Origin of the sequence: Dyadobacter chenhuakuii (assembly GCF_023821985.2) — a bacterium.
Taxonomy (GTDB): Bacteria; Bacteroidota; Bacteroidia; order Cytophagales; family Spirosomataceae; genus Dyadobacter; species Dyadobacter chenhuakuii.
In genome coordinates this window covers 1,680,245-1,702,222 of the sequence record NZ_CP098805.1, presented here as the reverse complement: position 1 = coordinate 1,702,222, position 21,978 = coordinate 1,680,245, and the positions used below count along the sequence as shown (strand labels likewise).

Sequence of the window (21,978 nt, the reverse complement as noted above, 5' to 3'; positions counted from 1 at the left end):
ATGGAAGACCATCATAAAGAACCGTTCAGGATCAATAGCCCTGAATTTGATATACTAAATAAAAAGCTGGAAAGGCGGAATTTCCTGGTTAAAACCTCGCTGGGACTGGGCGCGCTGGCGATGGGATCGCTATTTGGTTCGCAAAAGCTCTTTGGTTCCAATGCGGCCGCCACCACCGAAGGGGCGGCCGCATTGGAAGAAAAAGTCCTGAAAGCGCTGCCACACATTGCACCGAAGGCAAAACGGGTGGTTTACCTGTTCATGGCGGGCGGCCCTTCACAGTTTGAAACATTCGATTACAAACCAAAACTGGTTAATATGGCTGGCCAGAACTTGCCGGATTCAGTCAGGAAAGGGCAGAGGCTTACGGGCATGAGCGCGAACCAGAGTTCTCTGCCGGTGGTCCCGTCGGTTTATGGATTTAACCAGCATGGTAAAAGCGGCACTTGGGTGAGTGAGTTGATGCCGCATACTGCTAAGGTTGTGGATGAGTTGTGTATGATCAAATCCGTTTATTCCGAGGCCATTAACCACGATCCGGCGATCACTTTTTTCCAAACTGGCAATCAGCTCCCGGGCAGGCCGTCTATCGGTTCGTGGGTTAGTTATGGGTTAGGGACGGATAATCAGAATCTGCCATCATTCATTGTTTTGGTTTCTAAAAATGGTGCAAAAGATCAGCCTTTGTACGCCAGGCTCTGGGGAAACGGCTTTTTGCCTTCCAAACACCAGGGCGTTCAGTTCAGGTCGGGGAAAGATCCGGTGCTTTTCCTGAATAATCCCGAAGGCTATGACGGCGCCGACCGGAAGGAAATGCTGGATTATCTGGCAAAGCTGAATCAACTCCAAAATGAGCCCTACGGCGATCCCGAAGTGGACGCGCGCATTGCGCAGTATGAAATGGCTTTCCGGATGCAGACATCCGTGCCGGAAGTGATGGATACCGCCGGTGAACCGGATGAAGTTTTCGATTTGTATGGGCCGGACAGCCGTGATGCAGGGACTTATGCAGCCAATTGCATTCTCGCCCGCAAGCTTTTGGAAAAGGATGTCAAGTTTGTGCAGCTCTACCATCAAGGCTGGGACAACCACGGCGGACTGCCCAAAAGCATCGCCGAACAATGTAAAAACACAGATCAGGCGACGGCTGCATTGATCATGGATCTGAAACGCAGGGGTCTGCTGGACGATACATTGGTTGTTTGGGGTGGAGAATTCGGGCGCACCGTTTATTCACAAGGCAAGCTTACCGCCGATGATTACGGCCGCGACCATCACCCACGCTGCTTTACTATGTGGATGGCCGGGGCGGGAGTGAAGCCGGGAATCAGTTTCGGTGAGACGGACGATTTTAGCTATAATATTGTAAAAGATCCTGTCCATGTGCATGATTTTCAGGCAACATTAATGCACTTGATGGGCGTTGACCATGAGCAGTTGACTTATAAATTTCAAGGTAGGAGGTTCCGGCTCACGGATGTGCATGGCCATGTGGTAAAAAGTATCCTTACTTAGGCAATGTGCAGTGCAACCGTTTTAAGGGATTTTGTGTCAAAAGTTATGATGTACAAAATTTGCTTTCTGCTTGTAATGATTATTGGCGTTGCACTAACGGGCTGCAAAACTGCTGAATCAACACTTTCGATCCGGCAGGTCAGAAATTTCGACCCTAATGCTGCAAACCACATCCTTTTCCTGGATATCAAGATTAGTAAAGGGAAAGGGAAAATGGAAACGGTTGAGCTGGTTAATGCAGTTTCAGGAAAGGGGAAGCTGAAAAATTTGACTGCGCCTATTCATAGTCCGTATCGGATCCATGTAATCCCGCGCTATCTGGTTGATGATATGGAAAACGCATTGGTTTTCGAGCATCCGCTTTACAAGTCCGTAGAGGTTGCCAGCGAGGACGGACGTTTGACCAAACAGAATTTAAATGCAAAAGAGGCCATGCTTTCTGTTCGCATTCAAAACGATAATGGCCTGAAAAAGATCGAATTATACAGCATAACGCCTGGAAAAGAAAACATTAAAATCTACACACTTAACTTAGAATAGATGGCCAGATTTTTTACCCTCGTATTATTTTTAATTTCATCTTTTGCCTGCTTCTCTCAAACTTTTGAGGTCGATACTATCTATAAACAGGGCTCCATCGATAACAGGGTTAATGTTGTTATTCTGGGGGACGGTTTTACGCAGGCCGAACTTCCCAAGTTTACGGAAGAGGCCAGGAAATTTGCGGATTTCTTTCTCAACTACGCGCCGTACAATGTTTACCGCAACTATTTCAACTTTTTCTCTATTGCAACACCGTCCAGGGAGAGTGGCGTAAGCAATCCGGGCAATGCACCTGACGCGTATCCCGATCAGCCTGGCGGTAAGAAGGACACTTATTATGGAACGACATTCGGCGAATACATTCATCGCCTCGTTGTTGTCCAAAACTATCAGAATCTCACGAATGTGCTGGCTTTCAACTTTCCGACGGCCGATCTGGTCGTTATGCTGGTTAACACACCCTTCTATGGCGGTTCGGGCGGCGGCATTGCAGTCCATACATTGCATTCTGCTGCGAACACCATTGGCGTTCATGAAATCGGACATACTTTTTCTTTTCTGAATGATGAATACTGGGCTGGGCCGCAATATGGCTGGGAGGCGCCTAATATGACAGCCATTACCGATCCGGCAACAATAAAATGGAGGAACTGGCTGGATGAAACGAACATTGGTATATTCCCACACGGCGAAGGTGAGGCCGCTAAATGGTTTAAGCCAACGCACGCCAACTGCCTGATGGAATATCTCGACCGACCATTTTGTGCAGTTTGTAAGGAGGCCACAGCTGAGCGGATTTTGCAATATGTAAGTCCGATTGACCAGGTTTTCCCTAAGCCATCGCAGGGAATCGTGCTTTCGGAACAACCCAAAACATTTAAATTAACCCTGGTCGAGCCCGAGCCCAACAGCTTGAAAGTAGCATGGACCCTGGACGGAAAGTTGATCAGGACCGGAAGCGAAATAAGCTTAAATGTGACTGATATGGAGGAAAATTCGGGCACTTTAGTTGCCTCGGTATTTGACTCAACATTGCTAAGCAGACGGGATAACAGGGCGAATGAGCGTACTAAAACGGTTCAATGGACTTTGGTTAAAAGCAATGCGCCGCTTGTCTTTAAGGTAAAAATTTCTCATCCGGGCATTTGTCCGGATGCGTTTAGCCTGCTCACGGCATCGGGCTGTGCCGGAAATGTTTCCTGGTCCACGGGTGAAGCTGGCTTGTCCATTAATGTAAGCCCAAAGGCAACAACCGACTACACTGTAACATGCAAAACGCCCGGCCAGCCTGATTCAACATTAAAAGCAAAAGTCATCGTCTTTGATCAGCCAAAAGCCACTGCAACCAATACAGGCCCTTACTTTGAAAAAGAGACCATTGAACTTTCGGCCAACGGAGGCATCAATTATTCCTGGCAAGGACCGGAAAATTTCAAATCCCAAACCCAGACGGCACGGATCGAAAATGCAACTGTCAAAAATTCCGGCGTTTATGAAGTTCGGGTGGTAGACGGAAATGGCTGTGCAGACACCGCGACAACGGAAGTAAAAGTGGCGCCGATATTAGCTGTTGAAAATCCAGCCAATGCACTTGTACAGGTTTCACCTAATCCGGCAAGAGGTTTTGTGAAAGTCACTACGAAGCTGGCAGGAACGTCCCTGTTCACGCTGTTCGACATTCAGGGTAGAAAAGTAATGGAAAAGCAGTTCGAGCAGCAAACAGAACTGAATCTGAATAGAACGACGGGATTGTATTTATACAAATTCAGCAATGGTGGAAAAGAGGTTTCCGGGAAGCTGCTGATTGAATAAAGTTTACAACCCCTGTCACACTGAGCGGAGCCGAAGTGCGCCTCTGCTAGCAGCAACGCACTTCGGCTCCGCTCAGTGTGACAGGGGTTGTGTGTGACAGGGGATGTAACACATCTTACTCACTAACCGACTTTGGCTTGCGGCCTACTTTTGTGCGGTTTCTAATTTTGTCTGGTCTTGGGCGGATTTCTTTGTCCTGAAAATACAGCTTTAAGGATTCAAGAATGATATCTTTTTGCGTCAGGCCTTCCCAGTAACCGTAATCTTTCATGTTTTCCATTAAAATGTAGTCACAATCAAATGTTACTTTGGTGGGCGCTCCGTCTGCAACCTCATTGGTTTTGTTGTTATCAACCTCCTCCTGAATGTCAGCAACCCGCGGAAGCGGCGCAAAATCGAATTTCCTTTCCTTAGCCATCGTGTCAGTTATTAATTCGTTCTAAAATTTCTCGTGTCAGTTTGTAATAATCTTCGGCACCATTGCTATTCGGTGCGTAATCAAATATGGTCGTTCCGTTTGCCTGCGCTTCGGAAAGCGCAATATTGTCCCGGATATAAGATGCCATGAAAACATCACCCAATTGTTCTTTCGTCGCGTTGATCAGTTCATGGCTGATCTTCTTTCTGATTTTCGGGTTATATCTTGTTGCAAAAACGCCACCCAGGTTGGTGTTAGGGCTAATCTTTTTGATCTCCGCAGAATAAACCAGAAAATTCCGAAGACCCTCATAACTCAAAAACTCAGCCTGCAACGGGACATAATACTGGTGGCACGAAACCAGGGCCAACCGCGTATTCCCATACAACGCAGGCGGGCAGTCGATGATCACGAAATCGTAACGGTCCTTGATTTTTTCCAATGCAATTTTCAGGTTGAATGGAAATACGGGAGCCGCCTTAATGGTGTCTTCGCGGTGTATCAATTCTGCCGATCCAGGCAACACATCAATATCACCAACCCGCTTTACGATCTCATCAAATTCATATTCGCCGGTGATGAACGAGCCACTGTCTTTTTTAAGTCCTGCATGCTGAATGCCGAAACTTTTGGTAAGACTAGCCTGCGCATCCAGATCAATTACCAGCACCCTTGCATTGGCAAATTTGCTGAGACCGGCAGCAATACTCTGAGCCGAAGTGGTCTTTCCCACACCGCCTTTGTTGTTGACAATACTAATGATTTTCATTTAAAAGTATTATAAGTATAAAAAGATAATAGTTTATTTCCAGTTTGATACGTAAATAAACGTAAAATAATTTTATACCTAATCCTTATAATAGAAAGTCTCAAAAGTTTTTTGTGTTGTAAATGTATAGATCTTTTTAAAAGAATGATAAGTATTATATGAATTTATTTTTAGGGAGATCGTAAGTGGCTGATTTACAGGTTTAAAGCGTGTCAGCCTGATCGGGCCCGGATAGGGCCTTGGTGGTCCCCTGTCAGCCTGAGCGGAGCCGAAGGCGCGCTACTGCTAGGTGGACGCGCCTTCGGCTCCGCTCAGGCTGACAGGGATATCACATAATCATTTTCAAACAGAAGGCTTCACAACATCATGCGCCGAGCTCGCCAGCACCTTCGCTGTAACATACCGATGAATCCGATACATCAATAATGCGGTCACTACAACAGCAACAACCACCACGTTGCCTAATGTTGGGTAATGTTCAATAAATCCGGTGCTGGTTTCTGAGACGATGAACCCGGCGAGGAGGGAGGCGAGGCCGCCTGCGATTTGCTGGATGGATGAGTTGATTCCCATAAATGCACCGCGGTCCTGAGGCTCGGGAACTGCGGTCATCAGCGCCGATGCGGAGATCATTCGGCCGGTTATTCCTAGGAACAGGAGCACATTCAAAATGATAATAATCCAAAGTGGTGTCACACTGAGGTTGCAATAAATGAGGGTCATTACACAAGTGATTGCAGAGCCCGCGAGGAAGACTTTGTACTTCCCGATCTTATCACTAAGCTTCCCGATGAATGGACTGAAGACCAGCATGCAAAGTCCGGTGATCATATATAAAGTCGGAAGTTGTGCTTCCTGAATGCCGAGGTTGTTCACTCCATAAGCTGTCCCGAACGGCATCAGCATGAAACCTCCGGTGGCTAGTAATGTGGTCGCTGCAAAACCCTGAAGATATTCGGGACGTGATAATGTTTTTCCCAAATGCTGGAATGCATTGCTCTGCGTCTGGATTTTCAAATGTGCATTAATGGGTTTCATGTAAGTCACAATAAGGAAACCTACAACAAGGCTTAATCCCACGATCATCAGGAACGGGGCATGCCAGCTGAATTCCTTTGCAAGGTAAAGTCCGATGGGAATGCCCAGAACCTGGCTGCTTGCAAAAGCCATTTGCACAAATCCCATTACACGCCCGCGCGCATTGATCGGGAATAAATCTGTGATAATCGCAAAACTGATGGATCCGATCACGCCGCCGAAAAGGCCGGTAAAAACGCGCGCCATGAGCAAAAAGTGATAAGTAGGAGCGATGCCGCATAAAAACGTGCCGATAATGAAGCCCGTATAGAAGAACAAGAGCATCTTTTTGCGATCAAACTTATCAGCAAATCCCGCCGTAAGTAGGCCGGCCGCGCCCGCGCTGAACGCATAGGCCGATACCACGAGCCCGAACTGGCTCGTAGTGATGTCGAGCTTGTCGAGTAAAATGTATCCCAATGGCGAAAGCACCATGAAATCCAGTACGATCGTGAATTGTAATGTGGCTAAAATGGCTATAATAAACTTTTCATAGCCCGAAAATGTGCTTGGTTTAGATTCTGTCATAAGGTGTGGTTGGTTTCTAGTCTGTTAATTCTTCGCAGTTGAACCCCGCAGTGGTCACCAGGTGAATGACCGGTTCATGATGCGGATGCGTCGCTTCAATGCGCAGGACATTGTCACAATCCGATAGGTCAATGTTCCATTTGATGATTTCCGAGCAGCCGTTGAGAAGCGGAGTCAGGGACTTAACATGTTTTTTGCGGTTTATGTTGGTGCGGAATACCAAGATAAATTCCTGTTTGTTGAGATTATTTTTCATGTGAGCTAATTTAAAGACAGCCAAAACTCGCTGTTTCAAGGTTTTAAAGCTTTGATAACCAGGCCTAGCGTCAGATTTATCTTCTCTTCATCCAAAACAAATAGCGGCCGACCCGGCATACTTGATTTTGCAATGTGAAATTTCACTAATTGATACAGTGGGGCGAAAGCGATCGACCAGTAAATTTCAACCGGCAACGGAATGATTTCATTTCTTTCAATGGCCCGATTTACAAACCGGTGCATCGCATTCAGGAACCGCGTGTCAATATTGGACCGGTCGACCAAGGGCGAATGCTTGACTTGCTCCGTAAAAAACATGCTGTATGGATTCTCGAAACAATAATTCATCCTGTTAAGCCACTGCACTTTCAAGCCATCATCGAAGTGGGATTCGGGATCAAAATTGCGTAAAGTGGCCTCCACCATTTTTTGCATTTCCTCGGCATACAGCTGCTGGATCAGGTCTTCGCGGTCTTTGAAGTAAATGTAAATTGTCGCCACCGAAACGCCTGCCGCTTTCGCTAACTTATGCATGCTTAAACCTTCAAATCCTTGATCAACGATCATTTCAATCGCCTTTTCCCGAATGACCGTTTCTTTGTTAATGTCTCTGGTTCTCAATTCATAAAGTATCAAATTTCACCACAAATATAAATGAACGTTCGTTTATTTATTGGTTCTTTTACATTAAATAAATTCAATAAAATTCACTGTTTTAAGCTATTCAGTTAAGGTTATGATAAAATTCTCGATGATCTTTTTGTTATAACCTTTATAACCGCCCTGAAAATCTCGACCCGCTACATCGATAAATTCGGCCATTCGTGGGGAGTTTAGTTGGGTCAGCAGCGCTTCATAATCGCCATCATATTTTATAAAATATCCCGAATAAATAGTCACCTCCGGATTTTCATAAAGCACGAAATTCGGAGCGCGGTTCATTGGCGAAAACACGATTTTTTTACCAAATGTGCTGTCTAATCCCTGTGCACGGCCAAATGCATACCATGCAACTGCATTGACCTTCCCATTATCACGACGATCCAGGGCAGGTTTTACTTTAAGAAAATAGGAATAAGTTTGAGGAAATTGGTCTTGAAGGACATTTTCAGGTATAATGCGCTGTTTGCCAGCGGCATCTTTTTGATAAGGGAACAAAATATATTCTGTCACCGGATCCGCCGAAGATTTCAATTTAGAAGCTTTAATGATGGGTCGGAGGATGTCTTTTTCCAAAACAACCTGCATTCCGTTCTTGTTTTGGGCGTAAATAAGATTTGAGTCCTCCCCAATGATCGTAAACAAGTAGTATGCATCAGCTAATGTGGTAAGGCCCACGGAAATCTGGCATATGTCGCCTAATCGTTGCCCATTAATGTGCTCAGAACGCTTCACCGACAACTGCCAAGGCTTCGATGCAGCTAGTTCAGAAAAGTGGATATCTCTTTTTTTGTATTGTAAATTAGCGCTTTCACATTGTTCAAATGTGAATTGTACTTGATCCAAATTTCCAAAGATCACGATCGCCGAATAAGTTGCTGTATTGCCGAAAATGGGAACCGATCCGTAATTGGTAATTTGCTTTACATTTCGTTCCTGCTGAAAATAGGAGCGAAGCGGTTTCCCCGTTTCGGAGGTTAAGAAGCCATTGGGCGTGATAAATCCACAGATCCCGCCCGGAGAAAGCAGTTTTACAGAAAGCTCGAAAAACGCCAAATATGCATCCGTAGAGCCTTTTTTACAAAAGGCGTAGTGGAATTGGATAAATATTCTTTGCGCAATTGGAAGATGCTGGATGCGAATGTAGGGCGGATTCCCCAAAATGAAATCAAACTTCATACGCTTTCGAAATTGTTTGAGCGCATCGCAAAGTTTTAGATTCCAGTTGATACTAAGACCCAATGGATCGGTCAGCGCATCCAAATTTTTCCTGCAACTTTCCAAAGCATCCGGATCAATGTCCCAGCCATAAATCTGGTTTAGACGATCAGTAAGTTGGTGCGAAGGAGTCGTCTTGATAATGTGTTCAACGATAGGAACCAGAAATCTTCCATCGCCGCAAGCAGGGTCCAGGATTTTTTTGTGGGCCAGATCAGCATCATAAAACCCGGAATCTTGAAGGATTTTTTTAACAATATGAAGCGGCGTATAAACCTGGCCGAGGAGTTTTTTCTTTCCGTAAGTGCGTGTTTGAGAAGCCATTAAAAGTCGATGCCTTCCTTTGCGCCTATGACATTGGCTACAAAATCTCTTGGAGAAAAAATCTGGCTGGCGTCTTTGGCGAAAGGCTTAAAATCAGAAATATTAGAAGTGATGAGATGATCGCACCCATCTTTTAAAGCATTCATATATTGATAGGAGTCTTCAAGGTCTTTGAATGAAGAGTTCAAACCATCCATAAAGACTTGTTTATCCGTTTTACAGATGTGGAACATCGTAAGATATTGCTCAATTTGCATCTTTAATCTTTCTCCCCTAATGCCTTGTCTGTGCAAAACATAGGTAAATGTATAAATGGAGCCGGAGGATATTACGATCTGAACATCGTTTTGCAACGCCCAAAAAATAATGTAAGAGATCTCGACAGGCTGTCCAGTCTGGCGCATAAGGGCATGATCTAGCAGGACATTTGTATCAAAAAACAGCCTCATAAGCCGTAACGGTCTTTCATGCGAATGTCCTTGATTTCATCATCGGTCATGTTGTCCAGCGGCCCGCCTTTCGCACATCCCATAAGCTGATAGGCTAGGGAATTTTTAAAATCGGATTGGTTCTCAGCCTTATTTGATTTTGAGTATTCAACCAAATAGTCCTCTACAATGCTGGAAAGCGATGAACCATCCAACTGCGCATACTTTTTGGCATTATCGATGGCCGATTTTTTGACACTTAGCGTCAACTTAACCTTTGGTTCTTTTGTAGTTTTCATTTTACACGTGTGTTCTTGAATAAAACTATTTAAATATACGTATAAAAATCATTATTTCAACGTACAGATCCGGAAGCCGGGCAACTTCCTGATGTGGTTTGTCATAACGGGCGGATCAATATCGCGGAACAAAACTTCATATGTACTTTCATAAAATGTAAACGAAGTTCCGTCAGATCGGATGCGTTTTGTGCCGCTTTTATACAACGCTCCAATTTCTCCTTTTTCTAATGCAACCTTATCAATGAAACCAAGTAGGGAGGCGATGGTGCCTTCGGTGGGACATTGGTGAAATGAGATGCAGAAGTAATATGAAGTTTTGGAATTTGCTTTGTGCAGTTGCGACGAAGGAATGTTCAGGACATAGTCGGAGCCTAGCACGCCGGTGCGGCGCTTCATGGATTTGATATCGACGGAAAAGGAATGTTCCTCGGATTTGATTAAAAAGTCCTGTCCCCAATCCTGCCCGTCTGTTGCGCCGAAGGATTTGGTCGGCTGCGGTAAATGATAGCAATCTGCAAAAACGATTTCACCCAAGCTTCCGGTAAAACGCATCATCCTGGTTTGTGAAAGTTTGTCGTTGTGCTTATCCCAAATATTGGCAACGTGATGGTGGCGCAAAGAATGCTCCACGAGCTCGCGAGCAAAAATCCGCTGATTTTCGCTGATTGAGATTTGAATATACGAGCCCTTGGTCAGAACAATTTGCTCCATGCAAACCTAATCGCTAGTAAAGTAAGTACAAAACCGATCAAAATGGCACTAAACGGAACGTAAGTCCATGCTACTAAGTGGATTCTGTCGACAAACCACATTACACCGATGAGTGCAAAAATCAATGTCAGAAATCCGGAAATTTTGCCAAATCCGGGAATTAACGAAAATGGGATCTTGCTTTTGATCAACATGAGTGTCAAGCCCATTGAAATGATCGGTAGAAACTGCATGATAATGTTTGCCTGCCAAACACTCTGCCTTTCAAAAAGAAAAAGATAAATGTTGAGTGTAACAGCAAAAATACCTGGGATGCAAACTGCATAGACGAGCACGGCATAGACGTAACTCCAAAGTTTAACATTCTTGCTGCCGTCTGCCGACATTCCAATGAGCCAGGCGAGAATGGGTAACAACATGAAATAAATGGCCAGCGGCCAGGGATTTTCCGAAATGGAGTTAAAGAGTTGGGATAGTGTCATGTAGTAGATTGCAATAAAAGGGAAAGATAACAAAAGAGGAGGGGAATTTTACATTTGTAAATTTCCCCTCCTCCAAAAAATGAATCAGCTCGTCTCAACTCATAATCCTAACAAGAAGCCGATTGTAAAGTTTGCATCCCAGTCGAATACAAATTGCTGACAGCCAGTTGCATCTGTTACTGCTTTGTAAATGTTCACACCCGCTTTCGATTTCGCGTTCGTCAATTTCGAATAAGCGAGCGGCGCGCTCAGTGTGGTGAAGCGCTCTTTTCCTTTGCGCGATTCTTTGGCCATTTCGAAGGGAACGCCGCCAATGATGAAGCAGGTCTTTCTCAAATCCTCAGGAATTTGTTTGGCCTTCGCGCTTACTTCCTGGTACACTTTGGAATCGTCTGTTCCTTCCTGGAAATATTTGGCTCCGTATGATTCAAGCGCAGAAACTTTTCCATTCTCAATCCATGAGATTTTTGTGTTTCCGGAGCCAATGTCAACCACGAATGCTTTGCCAGCATAGTCAGCTGGTAATACTGATTTCAAAGCCAGCTGCCCTTCCTGCTCGGCGGTAACCTGGTTCACCACGTATCCGAGCGATTTCAAAACACGCGTTATTTTTACAGTAACATCTGCTTTCGCAGCACCTGAACTCACTACGAAGTGAATGTCTTTGCTGGCCACGCCGTAATCCAGCATTCCGCCAATGTACTTTTTCAGGCCAATTCTGACGTCTTCGTCCGTTGCCATATTTTCGGTCACAAGACTGTTTCCGAATTCTGATTTTTCAAGAGACCAGCGTTTTTCTTTGTCAACCTTAATAATGAATGAGTTGAAACCGCTTGCTCCCAGCTCAACAACACCGCGTAATTTGCCATCCACTGGCGCTGGCGGTGTGTAACTGAATGCTGAAACTTCTGTGGAAGTTGCTTCTGAATTTTCCGCAGGCGTCTCGGCCGAAGGCATATCTGGGTTGGTGTTACTCGCTTCCGTTTGCGGACTTTGCGCACGATCTTCGGCCATTTGGTTCAGGGCTTTTTCGCCGCCGAGATATTTATAACCTAAGAATATGGCCCCAATAATGATAGCGGTAATGATCAACCGGCCTGCAACTGTTAGTCTTTTCATTGATATTTTGTGTAAAATGAATAATGTAAATTGAAGTAAGGAAGAATTCTAGTCCAGTAACCCTTTGTAGCTCGAATCTTTCGGAGTTCCTGCCGAACGGTTCACCGGCTGCGGATTATCGAGCTGGATGAGTTTGAATTGTCCGGAGTTGTAAGCTTCCAGCATGGCTTGTCCTTTGTCTGAAAGCAGCCCGTTCTGAACGTCCACGCCGTTGATAAAGTCCAGTGACAAGTCCATCGCGCGCTTCATTTCTCCCAGTTTCTGGCTCATGTCGTCCTGAATGTATTCCATCGACTCATCGAAATAGAACTTTTTGTCCGGATTTCCTTTGAAAATGCTGATCGCCGTTCGCAATGCATTCGAGCTTTCCTTCACAATTCTATATTCCGCTTCTTTAAGTTTGACCTTGATTTCTGTTTCTTTAATAATGTAGTCAGCGCTTTTGTTGACTTTTTCCATAAATTCCAACACGGTTTTCATGTTTCGCTGCAACGGAAATAGCTTTTCATTCATCTCCTGTAAACCGGCTCCTTCAATGGTTGCCAAAGATGCTGTTTCCTTCATTCCCGGCCGGTCGAGCATGGTGCTTGCTTTGTTTGCTTCCGCAAATTTCTGCTTGATCTGCTCATTATTCTCGTTAATGTTCTTGTTCAATTTCACGAGCTGGCCAGCGAGCGTATTGATCTGACCCTGCATTTTTTCCCTTTTCTCTTTCAGGTCATCAATATAGATCTTCATGATCGCGATCGGATCCAGCTTGATAATCAGGCCGGTAATGTTGCGCATGAGTGTTTTGAAAAGGAAGAAAACCGCCGTCCTTACATCTTTGCTGGTGAACAGAAAGATAAGCAGCGCGAGTACAGCCATTAAAAAGCCAAGATAGAGTGTGTTTTTAGTTACTTCTATCAGGAAAGCTGCGATTTTATTCCAAAAATAAAGGGTTATGGCCCCGGCTCCCCCGATAAAAAGGAGTGAGGTTATGCCTTCGGGTTTGCTCCAGTATGATCGCTTCGATGGGTCTTCCTGCGAGCCTCCGATTTGTGTAAAATCTGGTGTAGCCATTGTTGATCGAAATGTTAGGTTATTTAAGATATTGATTGATTTTATTTAAATCCGACTTGATCTGATCTACGAAACTCAGATAGGTGATTTCAAAACTATCCTTGTTTGCATTGATCTTCGCACTTTGTTCTGCCACTTCTCCCGAGATTTGTCCGAGTCGGTTCTTGTTATCGTCCATCTTTTTTTGCAGATCCGCAATCTGCTGGGCAATGGCCTTATTGGAATCTTCCAGCCGCTTTTCCTCATCCTGCAGTGCGCCCACGCGATCATTGATCGCCCTTTCGACATCTTTCAAAAACGAAGCCCGGTCCTTATCCAAAATCCCCAGGTATTGATTGGCAGAAGTGTTCAAAACCGTTGTTTCCTTCACACCACCCATCGCCTTGAAACTTGCCCAGGCCGCCTGGAACTGCTTTTCCTCTCCTAATCCCAGGTCTTCCATACTCTGAAGTGCCTGCTTGTATTCGAAATAATCAGGTCCCGGAAGGTTGGCTTTTTCGAGCAGGCTCACGAAATGTTCTGTGAATTTCTTGTCGATGTTGCCCGTGCCCGCAGCATTCGGGGCGGTATTCGCGATGACTGGTTTGGGAGCTTCCGGTGCTGCCTGAGCTGCCGTTGTTGGCGCTGCTGCTGGCCTGATCGGTTCCTCACCCTCCTTGATAAAAAAGCTGAGTATCTTCTTTCCGATACCCGGTTCTGAATCTGCCATATGCGTCTAAAGTGTTGATTTTGTTAGATCAATATTACTAAAATTAAAAGGATTTCGTACCGTACGATAATTACCAATGGTGCCCTGAATTGATGAAGCCTCGTAAAATTTGGATAGAATTGACGGTGATTCTTGAATGCCGCCGGTTTTTTAATGAAGTTTGCCTCAAAAACTAAATCCTTATGCTTAAACTAGGTTTTAACAGCGCCATTCTGGGCGATTTTGGCTTCGAACACGTGGTTCAGTTTGCGGGTAATCACGGTTTTTCTTGTGTAGAAATGATGTGCTGGCCGTCGGATAATGCGGATAGCAGAAGATACGCCGGCGTCACGCACATTGACGTAAACAACCTCACACCCGAGCGGATTGCAGGGATCAGGCATACATTGAAGGAAGCAAATATTACCATTTCGGCGCTGGGTTATTATCCCAATCCGCTTGATCCGGACGAGGAGCGTTCCGGTTATTATATTGAACACATTAAGAAGGTGATCCGTGGAGCAGCGAAGCTTGGTATTCCTGTTGTTACGACATTCATTGGCCGTAATCCGGCGAAGAGCATTAAAGAGAATCTGGCCAAATTTGCGGATGTATGGCCGGCAATCGTAAAGGTTGCAGAGGAAAACAATGTCAAGATAGGGATCGAGAACTGCCCGATGTTCTTTACAGACGATGAATGGCCGGGTGGAAAAAACCTGGCTATTAGCCCTGCAGTTTGGGACAGGATGTTTGAGATCATACCAAGCCCGATTTTTGGTTTGAACTATGACCCTTCTCACATGATCTGGCAAATGATGAGTGAAACGAAGCCAATTTATGATTACAAAGACCGCCTGCACCACATTCATTTAAAGGATGCAAAAATTTACAAAGACAAGCTGGATAGGGTAGGCATTATGGCAAATCCGCTGGAATATCACTCCCCCAAATTACCCGGCTTGGGTGATGTAAATTGGCGCGCCTTATTCGCGGCTTTAACGGACGTGCGTTACCGGGGTCCGGTTGTCATCGAAGTAGAAGATAAGGCTTATGAGGGAAGCATTACAGATGTCCAAAGCGCAATCCTGACAAGCAGAAATTACCTCCGCCAGTTTCTCGGGTGAAACTAATAGCTCGTCAAACAGCCAGAATATGCATTCCGCCTGGGCAAATTTTAAAACATCAAATAAAGCAAAAAGGATAGCCTCTCGACTATCCTTTTTGCTTTATTTGATAACCCTTAATTATTGGATCAACTTGGCTTTTGCAGACAGGAATGCTGTTAGGGAAGCGAGTATGCCCACAATCCCGAATGACATTCTCAAATCGGCAAACTGAGCGACAATCCCGATCAACGGAGGTCCGATAAGGAAGCCAATAAAGCTGATCGACGAAACCGCAGCAAGCGCCATTCCCGCTGACATAGTGGTTGATTTTCCTGCCGCGCTGTAAACCAATGGCACAACGGATGAAACACCAAATCCTACTAAAAGGAAACCGAATGTTGCCGGAACCAGGAATGGGAAAAACACAGCAATAGCAAGTCCTGATCCCATCAAAGCGCCGCTAATCTGCAACATTTTCTTGCGTCCGATGCGGTTAGCAAGCCAGTCGCCAGCAAAGCGACCGCCAGTCATCGTGCCCATAAAGGCTACATAACCAAGTGTTGTCAATGAGGCAGGTACGTGAACGGCTTCCTGGAAGTAAACACCGCTCCAATCGAACATTGCGCCTTCGCAAACCATGGCACAGAATCCGATCAAACCTAGCATTAGCAAATCACGGTCGGGCTTTACAAACATGGGTTGCGCTTCACCTTCGTTCTTCTCGCTATCCGGCATTGTATGCTTGTAAGCCGTGAAGATAATGATGAATGCCGCCAGCGCGATCACGCTAAAATGAATATGAGGAGGGATACTAACCGAAATAAAGAAAGAGCCAATCATCGCGCTCACAAAGCCAGCCAAACTCCAAAGTCCGTGAAATGAGGCCATGATGGATTTTCCGTAGACCTGTTCCACTGCAACAGCCTGTGTATTTACAGCAATGTTGGTCAGGTTTCCCCAGAGCCCAAATGCGAACAGCGCAATGACAAGCTGCTCGGTCCTGGTTACAAAACCTATAAAAGACAATGTGACCGCATACAAAATGGCTCCGATAAGCACCATTTTTTTACTTCCGTAATGTGTCACCATCCAGCCTGAGATGGGTAAGCTGGCCATTAAGCCGATGGGAAGTGCCAAAAGAACTGTCCCCAAACCGCCTTCGGTCAGGTGCAGCATGTTTTTGATATCCGGGATCCGGCTCGCCCAGGCCGCAAAACTGAGGCCCTGAACGAAGAAGAAAGCAGCCACGGCCAGGCGCAGATACTTTCGGGAGTCGGAGGGAGCAAAAATTGAATAATTCATAGGAGAGAAAAATTAATGACAGATGTGTGCAGCACTATCAATTCGTATTTATTTGTTATGATTTTTTTAAGATGCCAAATTTTTAAGATAGTGAAAAACAAAGATTGCTTTTATTGTGAATCACTCTCCGATGCAAAAATAACGGATTATCAAACATTTTAATTCACCATTGTTGTACTTTTTAAATAATATTAAAAAGTATGTGTTGCACAAAAGTAAGAAATAGCATTTTCTGATTCAGCTTTTTTCAAATAGCGTAATCCATTTTGTAAATTGACCTTTCAGCCATCATAAAAATCATTGGATTAATGAAATTTGCCTTTACATCACTCCTTAATTTTCTGTTATTCATAAGTGCTTTTGGCCAGGAAAACAGCGGCGACCGGGTCGCCAGGATCAAAGCCACATTGCCTGTGATCGAGAAGATGTACAATGAATATGCTGAAAAGAACCATTTTCCTGCTGTGGCGTTCGGCATAGTGGCGGACGGTGAGCTTGTAATGTCCGGCGCGACCGGTTTCTCAGAAATCGCCACGGAGACCAAAGCGTCGCCTGGCTCTCTGTTCCGGATTGCCTCCATGTCCAAGAGCGTCACGGCGATGGGCATCCTGGCCCTTCGGAAGGAGGGAAAGTTGAAACTCGATGATCGCGCCTTTCTATACATCCCCGAGTTGAAAGATATGCCGTCGCTGACCAGTGATGCCCCGGCTATCACCATCAGGCACTTGCTAACCCACCAAGCGGGCTTCCCGGAAGATAATCCCTGGGGCGACAGGCAGCTGGACACAAAGGATGAGCAGCTTATTGAATTGATTAAAAAAGGAATTTCATTCTCAAATGTCCCCGGCGTGACTTACGAATATAGCAATCTGGGGTTCGCTATGCTGGGCAAGATCATTAGCAATGTTTCGGGGCAGCCTTATCAGGACTACATTAATGAGGTTGTTTTTAAGAAGTTAGGGATGACTAACACCATTTGGGAGTATACTAAGGCCCCTGCAAACCTGTTAGCACACGGATATCGCTTCGAGGACGAATTGTGGAAGGAAGAAGAATTGGAGCATGACGGCACTTATGGTGCGATGGGCGGTTTGATCACTTCTATCGATGATTTTAGTAAATATGTTTCTTTTCATTTGTCGGCCTGGCCGCCGAGCAATGATCCGGAAATGGGCCCGGTTTCGAGAAGTGACGTGAGGGAAATGCAGATGCCGTGGAATTTCAGCTATTTGAATGCACAATATAAATATCCCAATGGTCGTCCCTGTGCGATGGCTTCCGCTTATGGTTATGGATTGCGTTGGAGCCGCGATTGCGAAGGACGGACTGGAATCGGGCATACAGGAGGCTTGCCGGGGTTTGGGAGCCAGTGGCAAATCCTGCCTGAATACGGCATTGGAATCCTTGCGCATGCCAACCGCACCTACGCAGGCATGGCCAACATTAACACCGCCGTGCTTGACACGATTATTACATTAGCAGGTCTCAAACCGCTTCCTGTGGAAGTTTCTGCCATTTTAAGACAAAGAAAAGATGCATTACTAAAACTATTACCGCATTGGGAAGGCGCAGAACAGAGTGGGATATTTGCAGAGAACTTCTTTCCCGACAGGTCTGTAAATCACAGAAAGCAGGAGCTGGACGCCATTCTCACGCAAACCGGAAATGTGACCGGCTCAACGGAAATAAAGGCTGAAAACCAGTTAAGAGGAAGTTTTCTTTTAAATTGTTCTAACGGCAATGTGCGCGTTTTCTTCACCTTATCACCTGAAAACCCGGCATTGATACAGCAACTTGATTTTTCACTTGCCAAATAATTTTCTTAAAAATTTCATGACTAAATAGGGGAGTCGATTTTCTGGATTGTCTGAGAAGAAACAAAATCAGAAAATGATGAAAAAGATACTCTTATTAGCCATCTGCTTAATCGGTATTTCCGCCACAGACATCCTGGCGCAGGAAAACGAAACAATTTTCAAAAGCTCGGGTGTTCGGCGCTCCGGCGGATATGCGGCGATCTCCAATAAGTTTACAAAAATCAATGGCAGCTATGCCAATATGCCCGGCATTTACGGCGGCTGGTTTATCAATCGCCGCTTCATGCTAGGTTTGGGCTTTGCCGCCACAACCAATCACATCCCCGTCCCTTTGCAGGACCAGCAGTTCCCTGCGAGAAAAATGACCTATCAATACGGGCAAGCAGGCTTAATGACGGAATATGTAGTTGCTTCGACCAAATGGGTGCATTTCAATTTCAACTTGTTAACCGGGACCGGATTCACCATGCAATACGATCGCCGGGAAGTGGATGACTGGGATTTCGATTTTGACGATCACGATGGCGAAGATCCTAAGTTTTTCTTCCTCATGGAGCCGGGTGTACAGGTAGAATTCAATGTCTTAAAATGGATGCGGTTCAGCCCGGGTGTGTCGTACCGGCAGGCGTTTGGTGCAAAAGGAAACGGCCTTACCGATTCCGATCTGAGCAACATTACCTATAACCTCACATTGAAATTCGGCAAATTTTGACCGTTTTTTATGGATTTCCGGGATTGGGTAATAATGCTCCATTCAGTCCCCACATTACCCTATGAAAAATTGTCAGCGGCGTGTAGGACTGTCATATCGCTGATTATCTTTATGGAAGGCAATAGGAACAATAGTTTAGAGTTATATTAGCAACACACTATTTCGACAGCAAAAAGACATAAAATGAGAGTTTCAGGGTATTTGGTTTTCGGAATGTTATTTCTTTCGGCTTCAATGGTCCGGGCGCAAAATGTATACGACGTGATCGTTGCAGGACGCACCATCGGATCTTTAAAGGTCTTCGATGACCAGGGCAAGGATAATTTGGAGCAGCATCGCATTGAATCGGATTTCAAGGTGATGTTCTACAAGGGTAAATATTCGACCCAGGCGAATTATTCAGGAGGAAAGCTGGTGTCAGCAACCTGCGCGCATCATGTGAATGGAGATTTGAAGGAAAAGACACTTACTAAAAGTGCAGCAAAGAGTTCTTACGAAGTGTTGTTTTCGGGTGAAGACGGCGATGATAAGCCAAAGCTATCACTGAATATACCGATTAGCAGCACGATAACCGGCCTCTACTATAAGGAGCCGATCAATATCAATGAAGTTTACTCTGAGCGATATGGGAAAATGTGCAGCGTCAAAAAACTTTCAGAAGGAAAGTATGGCGTAACACTTCCCGATGGCAAACAAGGAATCTATTCTTATAAAGATGGGCTCTGCCGGGAAGTTAAAACGGACCTGGCTGGATTTAAGCTGCGAATAGTCCTTAACGAGAAAAAGCAAGTCAGTAGCTTATAACCCAAAAAAAAGCCGGTCCATTTGGACCGGCTTTTTTTTTGGGTTATAAACGCTTAGTCAACCGTAGGATAAGCTGTACTATCCTGTTTATTGTAGTAATCAGCCACTTGCGTGTTGTTGCTGGTCGTTATGTTCGTTGGCGTTTTGTAGTTCCGCGGTGAAATCAATGGGTTAATATCGACTCCTTCCGGCGTATAACGCTTGGTAACTACCAGCGTCACCGGGCGCGGTGCATACTTGGGCGTATTGCTCACGTAGCGGCTGCGTTGCTGCTTGCTGTAACTTTCAACTGTATTCAAATTATAAACGACAGCATCATTGCCGCGGTTAGCCTTGGCTTTTGCAGCTTTATTTGGGTGTTTATAATTGTGAACAGAAACTCCCGGATCAACAATAGACTGTGCCTGCGCACCGAACGTAACCAATCCTGTAAGCAATAATATAGATACTAAAAAAGATGACTTATTCATGATATTATCCGTTTAATCGAGTAACAAAACCTCCCGTTGTACGGGATTTCCATGAATATAAAAAATTTCTTGCCATCCTGCTAGGCGCTAAAATGCAGCCAAAAAGCTTGAAATGCGGATTTTGAGGTAACTTTCGGTGATTGAATTGTCAAATTATTGTTGGTATGACAATCTTAGGTTTTTAAATGATGGTGATTATTGAAAAATTTTTCCAAAATCACGAAAACAGGATAAAATTCGATTGAAGAAAATTTTTGAAAAAATCATCAATTTTAATCAAACTCTTACGGTTTTCTAATTTCTTCCTAATAATTGTGCCATTCCTGACATTATTGCAGCAATGCACGTGTGGAAGTCTGTATACCATTGCAAATGCGCTCCATAGGCAGATCATTGCTGTCTACCCCAAAAGGATCCTCGATCTCTTCGGCGATAACTTCAAGACTGGCAAGAATGTAAAACACAAACATTACGAATGGAACAACCAAAAAGTGCAGACTAAAAACGTAGCCGATTGGGAGAGTCAGGCAGTAAATGAAAATGAATTTTTTAATAAAAGAGCTGTAAGAGAGAGGAATAGGCGTGTTCTTGATCCGCTCACACGCTCCGCAAATGTTAGTAAAAGCTTCCAGTTCGTGATTTAGCAGAATCGTATGCTCGGGTAGCAAAACGCCTCTTTTTTGTAGTTCAATCACTTTGCTAAAGATCGCAGCGGCAATCTGGTTGGGAATATGATCGTGCACGCGAAGCGTTGCTTTTTTATACAATTCTGAATCCTCAAACTCCTCCGACCTGTAACCGCCCTGCAGATGATTTTTCAGAGCAAAAGCATAATTAGGAATCATCTTCATAAAAAATGCCCGCTCCAATTCATGTTCATTTCCAAGTAATGCATTGATTTTCAGAGCAAGGTTGCGGCTGATGTTCATTAATGAGCCCCACTGTTTGCGTCCTTCCCACCAGCGGTCATAAGCCGTATTGGTCCGGAATACGAGCAGCATCGAAATGACAAATCCTAATAGCGAGTGCATCAGGGAAATGTTTTTCAGATCCGTGTTTTCCTTTAATTTGAAATGAATCAATAAGAGATAGGCAATGGCTGTTGAATACACCGCAATGGTCAGAATCAGCGGCATGAGCTTGCGGACCGTGTCTCCTTTTTGGAAATAAAATATGTAGCGAAACCACTCCTTAGGATTGTAATCGATCATTTGAGTGTGAGATTGTCAATTAATTTGAAGAATTCTTTCAGGCACTTAGCGGTCAGTCGGGCGTCTTCCAATGCATTATGGGTTTCTTCTTCCCGCTCAAAACCAAAATAGGTGGCCACTGAACCCAGGCTCAGCGAGCGGGGAACCGTTTTGCCATTCTTCTCTAAAATTTGAAAAAACAAATAAGATACAGTGTGAAGATCAATCAGCTTATTGGAGAATCCCCACTTCATTTTCTCATTTCGGTATGCATAGCGAAGGAAATTAATGTCGTTAATGACACTTTGACCGCAAATGATGACATTGGTAAGGTTTGGTTTACCGGCATTTAACTTTTTAAGCCATTTTTCAAACTCCGGCAAGACATCGTAAATCATAGGCGCATCTTCCAGATCGGCCATTGACAGTCCATGCACTTCTTCCGATTTAACAGAAAAAGCCTCTTCGTTTTCGGGATAGACGTTTTGTAGGTAAGTGCCCAGCGACCGCCAGTTGTCGTCGAAAAACTCTGCTCCAATTTGTATGATCTCATTCCAGCCCGGCTCGGGGCCCGTCATTTCAATGTCTAATACGAGGAACGCCATGCCGTGGTTTTGATTGGTAACATAAAATTGGGACTCTTTTGAAACTCAAACTTATACT

The 21,978-nt window shown here is 44.8% G+C and carries 24 protein-coding genes; 7 read left to right on the top strand and 17 right to left on the bottom strand.

The genetic code is table 11. From position 1 onward, the window contains the following. Genes NFI80_RS07140 through NFI80_RS07130 form a run of 3 tightly spaced genes read left to right on the top strand, consistent with a single transcriptional unit; the run spans window position 1 to window position 3,870 of the window. Window positions 1-1,515: a DUF1501 domain-containing protein gene (locus NFI80_RS07140; RefSeq protein ID WP_235163661.1), complete on the top strand. Its 1,515-nt coding sequence runs from the start codon at window positions 1-3 to the stop codon at window positions 1,513-1,515. Window positions 1,516-1,560: 45 nt separating this feature from the next. Continuing rightward, window positions 1,561-2,055, top strand: coding sequence for a hypothetical protein (locus NFI80_RS07135; protein WP_235163662.1), 495 nt, complete (start codon window positions 1,561-1,563; stop codon window positions 2,053-2,055). Then, window positions 2,056-3,870: a M64 family metallopeptidase gene (locus NFI80_RS07130; protein ID WP_235163663.1), complete on the top strand. Its 1,815-nt coding sequence runs from the start codon at window positions 2,056-2,058 to the stop codon at window positions 3,868-3,870. Between the two features lie 115 nt (window positions 3,871-3,985). Here NFI80_RS07130 and NFI80_RS07125 read toward each other — a convergent pair whose 3' ends face one another. The 13 genes from NFI80_RS07125 to NFI80_RS07065 all read right to left on the bottom strand — a co-directional run bounded on the left by NFI80_RS07125 (window position 3,986) and on the right by NFI80_RS07065 (window position 13,935). Next, window positions 3,986-4,288, bottom strand: coding sequence for a hypothetical protein (locus NFI80_RS07125; protein ID WP_026628879.1), 303 nt, complete (start codon window positions 4,286-4,288; stop codon window positions 3,986-3,988). Window positions 4,289-4,292: 4 nt separating this feature from the next. Beyond that, a complete protein-coding gene (locus tag NFI80_RS07120; protein ID WP_026628878.1) occupies window positions 4,293-5,057 on the bottom strand; it encodes a ParA family protein in 765 nt (254 codons plus the stop codon). A gap of 342 nt (window positions 5,058-5,399) precedes the next feature. Continuing rightward, window positions 5,400-6,662 (bottom strand): MFS transporter, encoded by a 1,263-nt coding sequence (locus NFI80_RS07115; protein ID WP_235163664.1) that lies wholly within the window; start codon window positions 6,660-6,662, stop codon window positions 5,400-5,402. A gap of 16 nt (window positions 6,663-6,678) precedes the next feature. Beyond that, window positions 6,679-6,918 carry a hypothetical protein gene (locus tag NFI80_RS07110; protein ID WP_233798486.1) on the bottom strand — a complete coding sequence of 80 codons (240 nt, stop codon included), beginning with the start codon at window positions 6,916-6,918 and terminating at the stop codon, window positions 6,679-6,681. A gap of 35 nt (window positions 6,919-6,953) precedes the next feature. Next, a complete protein-coding gene (locus NFI80_RS07105; RefSeq protein ID WP_235163665.1) occupies window positions 6,954-7,541 on the bottom strand; it encodes a TetR/AcrR family transcriptional regulator in 588 nt (195 codons plus the stop codon). A gap of 99 nt (window positions 7,542-7,640) precedes the next feature. Then, window positions 7,641-9,122, bottom strand: a complete 1,482-nt coding sequence (locus NFI80_RS07100) for an HsdM family class I SAM-dependent methyltransferase (RefSeq protein WP_235163666.1) — start codon at window positions 9,120-9,122, stop codon at window positions 7,641-7,643. Beyond that, a complete protein-coding gene (locus NFI80_RS07095) occupies window positions 9,122-9,571 on the bottom strand; it encodes a PIN domain-containing protein (protein ID WP_255703396.1) in 450 nt (149 codons plus the stop codon). The genes NFI80_RS07100 and NFI80_RS07095 overlap by 1 nt, the downstream gene beginning before the upstream one ends. Beyond that, the gene (locus tag NFI80_RS07090; RefSeq protein ID WP_235163668.1) at window positions 9,568-9,849 is read right to left on the bottom strand and encodes a DUF6364 family protein; all 282 of its coding nucleotides are present in this window, start codon (window positions 9,847-9,849) and stop codon (window positions 9,568-9,570) included. The genes NFI80_RS07095 and NFI80_RS07090 overlap by 4 nt, the downstream gene beginning before the upstream one ends. 51 nt (window positions 9,850-9,900) lie before the next feature. Beyond that, complete coding sequence (locus tag NFI80_RS07085) at window positions 9,901-10,563, bottom strand: hypothetical protein (protein ID WP_235163669.1); 663 nt, start codon at window positions 10,561-10,563, stop codon at window positions 9,901-9,903. Further along, on the bottom strand, window positions 10,545-11,045 hold the full coding sequence (locus NFI80_RS07080; protein ID WP_235163670.1) for a hypothetical protein: 501 nt from the start codon (window positions 11,043-11,045) through the stop codon (window positions 10,545-10,547). Before NFI80_RS07080 ends, NFI80_RS07085 begins: the two co-directional genes overlap by 19 nt. A gap of 99 nt (window positions 11,046-11,144) precedes the next feature. Next, window positions 11,145-12,164, bottom strand: a complete 1,020-nt coding sequence (locus tag NFI80_RS07075; protein WP_235163671.1) for a Ppx/GppA phosphatase family protein — start codon at window positions 12,162-12,164, stop codon at window positions 11,145-11,147. Between the two features lie 48 nt (window positions 12,165-12,212). Beyond that, entirely contained in the window at window positions 12,213-13,226 is a 1,014-nt protein-coding gene (locus NFI80_RS07070) for a hypothetical protein (RefSeq protein ID WP_235158807.1), read from the bottom strand. A gap of 19 nt (window positions 13,227-13,245) precedes the next feature. Next, window positions 13,246-13,935 carry a hypothetical protein gene (locus NFI80_RS07065; RefSeq protein ID WP_235163672.1) on the bottom strand — a complete coding sequence of 230 codons (690 nt, stop codon included), beginning with the start codon at window positions 13,933-13,935 and terminating at the stop codon, window positions 13,246-13,248. 182 nt (window positions 13,936-14,117) lie between these two features. Here NFI80_RS07065 and NFI80_RS07060 point away from each other — a divergent pair, with 182 nt between their 5' ends. After that, complete coding sequence (locus tag NFI80_RS07060) at window positions 14,118-15,038, top strand: sugar phosphate isomerase/epimerase family protein (protein WP_235163673.1); 921 nt, start codon at window positions 14,118-14,120, stop codon at window positions 15,036-15,038. A gap of 120 nt (window positions 15,039-15,158) precedes the next feature. Here NFI80_RS07060 and NFI80_RS07055 read toward each other — a convergent pair whose 3' ends face one another. Further along, complete coding sequence (locus NFI80_RS07055) at window positions 15,159-16,322, bottom strand: MFS transporter (RefSeq protein ID WP_235163674.1); 1,164 nt, start codon at window positions 16,320-16,322, stop codon at window positions 15,159-15,161. Window positions 16,323-16,630: 308 nt separating this feature from the next. Between NFI80_RS07055 and NFI80_RS07050 the strand changes: the two genes are divergently transcribed. From NFI80_RS07050 to NFI80_RS07040, 3 genes are all read left to right on the top strand, one after another. Continuing rightward, the gene (locus tag NFI80_RS07050) at window positions 16,631-18,139 is read left to right on the top strand and encodes a serine hydrolase domain-containing protein (RefSeq protein WP_235163675.1); all 1,509 of its coding nucleotides are present in this window, start codon (window positions 16,631-16,633) and stop codon (window positions 18,137-18,139) included. 76 nt (window positions 18,140-18,215) lie between these two features. Continuing rightward, window positions 18,216-18,851, top strand: coding sequence for a hypothetical protein (locus tag NFI80_RS07045; RefSeq protein WP_235163676.1), 636 nt, complete (start codon window positions 18,216-18,218; stop codon window positions 18,849-18,851). A gap of 183 nt (window positions 18,852-19,034) precedes the next feature. Further along, on the top strand, window positions 19,035-19,655 hold the full coding sequence (locus tag NFI80_RS07040) for a DUF6134 family protein (RefSeq protein WP_235163677.1): 621 nt from the start codon (window positions 19,035-19,037) through the stop codon (window positions 19,653-19,655). 53 nt (window positions 19,656-19,708) lie between these two features. Here the strand turns inward: NFI80_RS07040 and NFI80_RS07035 are convergent, their stop codons facing one another. The 3 genes from NFI80_RS07035 to NFI80_RS07025 form a co-directional block, all read right to left on the bottom strand. Then, window positions 19,709-20,125 (bottom strand): hypothetical protein, encoded by a 417-nt coding sequence (locus NFI80_RS07035; RefSeq protein ID WP_233798471.1) that lies wholly within the window; start codon window positions 20,123-20,125, stop codon window positions 19,709-19,711. A gap of 329 nt (window positions 20,126-20,454) precedes the next feature. After that, on the bottom strand, window positions 20,455-21,336 hold the full coding sequence (locus tag NFI80_RS07030; protein ID WP_235163678.1) for a bestrophin family protein: 882 nt from the start codon (window positions 21,334-21,336) through the stop codon (window positions 20,455-20,457). After that, window positions 21,333-21,920: a 3'-5' exonuclease gene (locus tag NFI80_RS07025; RefSeq protein WP_233798469.1), complete on the bottom strand. Its 588-nt coding sequence runs from the start codon at window positions 21,918-21,920 to the stop codon at window positions 21,333-21,335. The genes NFI80_RS07030 and NFI80_RS07025 overlap by 4 nt, the downstream gene beginning before the upstream one ends. Window positions 21,921-21,978 lie beyond the last annotated feature (58 nt).

Bases quoted from the DNA above. Each gene is read 5' to 3' on its own strand.
- NFI80_RS07140 (WP_235163661.1), top strand. From the start codon at position 1: ATGGAAGACCATCATAAAGAACCGTTCAGGATCAATAGCCCTGAATTT.
- NFI80_RS07135 (WP_235163662.1), top strand. From the start codon at position 1,561: ATGATGTACAAAATTTGCTTTCTGCTTGTAATGATTATTGGCGTTGCA.
- NFI80_RS07130 (WP_235163663.1), top strand. From the start codon at position 2,056: ATGGCCAGATTTTTTACCCTCGTATTATTTTTAATTTCATCTTTTGCC.
- NFI80_RS07125 (WP_026628879.1), bottom strand. From the start codon at position 4,288: ATGGCTAAGGAAAGGAAATTCGATTTTGCGCCGCTTCCGCGGGTTGCT.
- NFI80_RS07120 (WP_026628878.1), bottom strand. From the start codon at position 5,057: ATGAAAATCATTAGTATTGTCAACAACAAAGGCGGTGTGGGAAAGACC.
- NFI80_RS07115 (WP_235163664.1), bottom strand. From the start codon at position 6,662: ATGACAGAATCTAAACCAAGCACATTTTCGGGCTATGAAAAGTTTATT.
- NFI80_RS07110 (WP_233798486.1), bottom strand. From the start codon at position 6,918: ATGAAAAATAATCTCAACAAACAGGAATTTATCTTGGTATTCCGCACC.
- NFI80_RS07100 (WP_235163666.1), bottom strand. From the start codon at position 9,122: ATGGCTTCTCAAACACGCACTTACGGAAAGAAAAAACTCCTCGGCCAG.
- NFI80_RS07095 (WP_255703396.1), bottom strand. From the start codon at position 9,571: ATGAGGCTGTTTTTTGATACAAATGTCCTGCTAGATCATGCCCTTATG.
- NFI80_RS07090 (WP_235163668.1), bottom strand. From the start codon at position 9,849: ATGAAAACTACAAAAGAACCAAAGGTTAAGTTGACGCTAAGTGTCAAA.
- NFI80_RS07085 (WP_235163669.1), bottom strand. From the start codon at position 10,563: ATGGAGCAAATTGTTCTGACCAAGGGCTCGTATATTCAAATCTCAATC.
- NFI80_RS07080 (WP_235163670.1), bottom strand. From the start codon at position 11,045: ATGACACTATCCCAACTCTTTAACTCCATTTCGGAAAATCCCTGGCCG.
- NFI80_RS07075 (WP_235163671.1), bottom strand. From the start codon at position 12,164: ATGAAAAGACTAACAGTTGCAGGCCGGTTGATCATTACCGCTATCATT.
- NFI80_RS07070 (WP_235158807.1), bottom strand. From the start codon at position 13,226: ATGGCTACACCAGATTTTACACAAATCGGAGGCTCGCAGGAAGACCCA.
- NFI80_RS07065 (WP_235163672.1), bottom strand. From the start codon at position 13,935: ATGGCAGATTCAGAACCGGGTATCGGAAAGAAGATACTCAGCTTTTTT.
- NFI80_RS07060 (WP_235163673.1), top strand. From the start codon at position 14,118: ATGCTTAAACTAGGTTTTAACAGCGCCATTCTGGGCGATTTTGGCTTC.
- NFI80_RS07055 (WP_235163674.1), bottom strand. From the start codon at position 16,322: ATGAATTATTCAATTTTTGCTCCCTCCGACTCCCGAAAGTATCTGCGC.
- NFI80_RS07050 (WP_235163675.1), top strand. From the start codon at position 16,631: ATGAAATTTGCCTTTACATCACTCCTTAATTTTCTGTTATTCATAAGT.
- NFI80_RS07045 (WP_235163676.1), top strand. From the start codon at position 18,216: ATGAAAAAGATACTCTTATTAGCCATCTGCTTAATCGGTATTTCCGCC.
- NFI80_RS07040 (WP_235163677.1), top strand. From the start codon at position 19,035: ATGAGAGTTTCAGGGTATTTGGTTTTCGGAATGTTATTTCTTTCGGCT.
- NFI80_RS07035 (WP_233798471.1), bottom strand. From the start codon at position 20,125: ATGAATAAGTCATCTTTTTTAGTATCTATATTATTGCTTACAGGATTG.
- NFI80_RS07030 (WP_235163678.1), bottom strand. From the start codon at position 21,336: ATGATCGATTACAATCCTAAGGAGTGGTTTCGCTACATATTTTATTTC.
- NFI80_RS07025 (WP_233798469.1), bottom strand. From the start codon at position 21,920: ATGGCGTTCCTCGTATTAGACATTGAAATGACGGGCCCCGAGCCGGGC.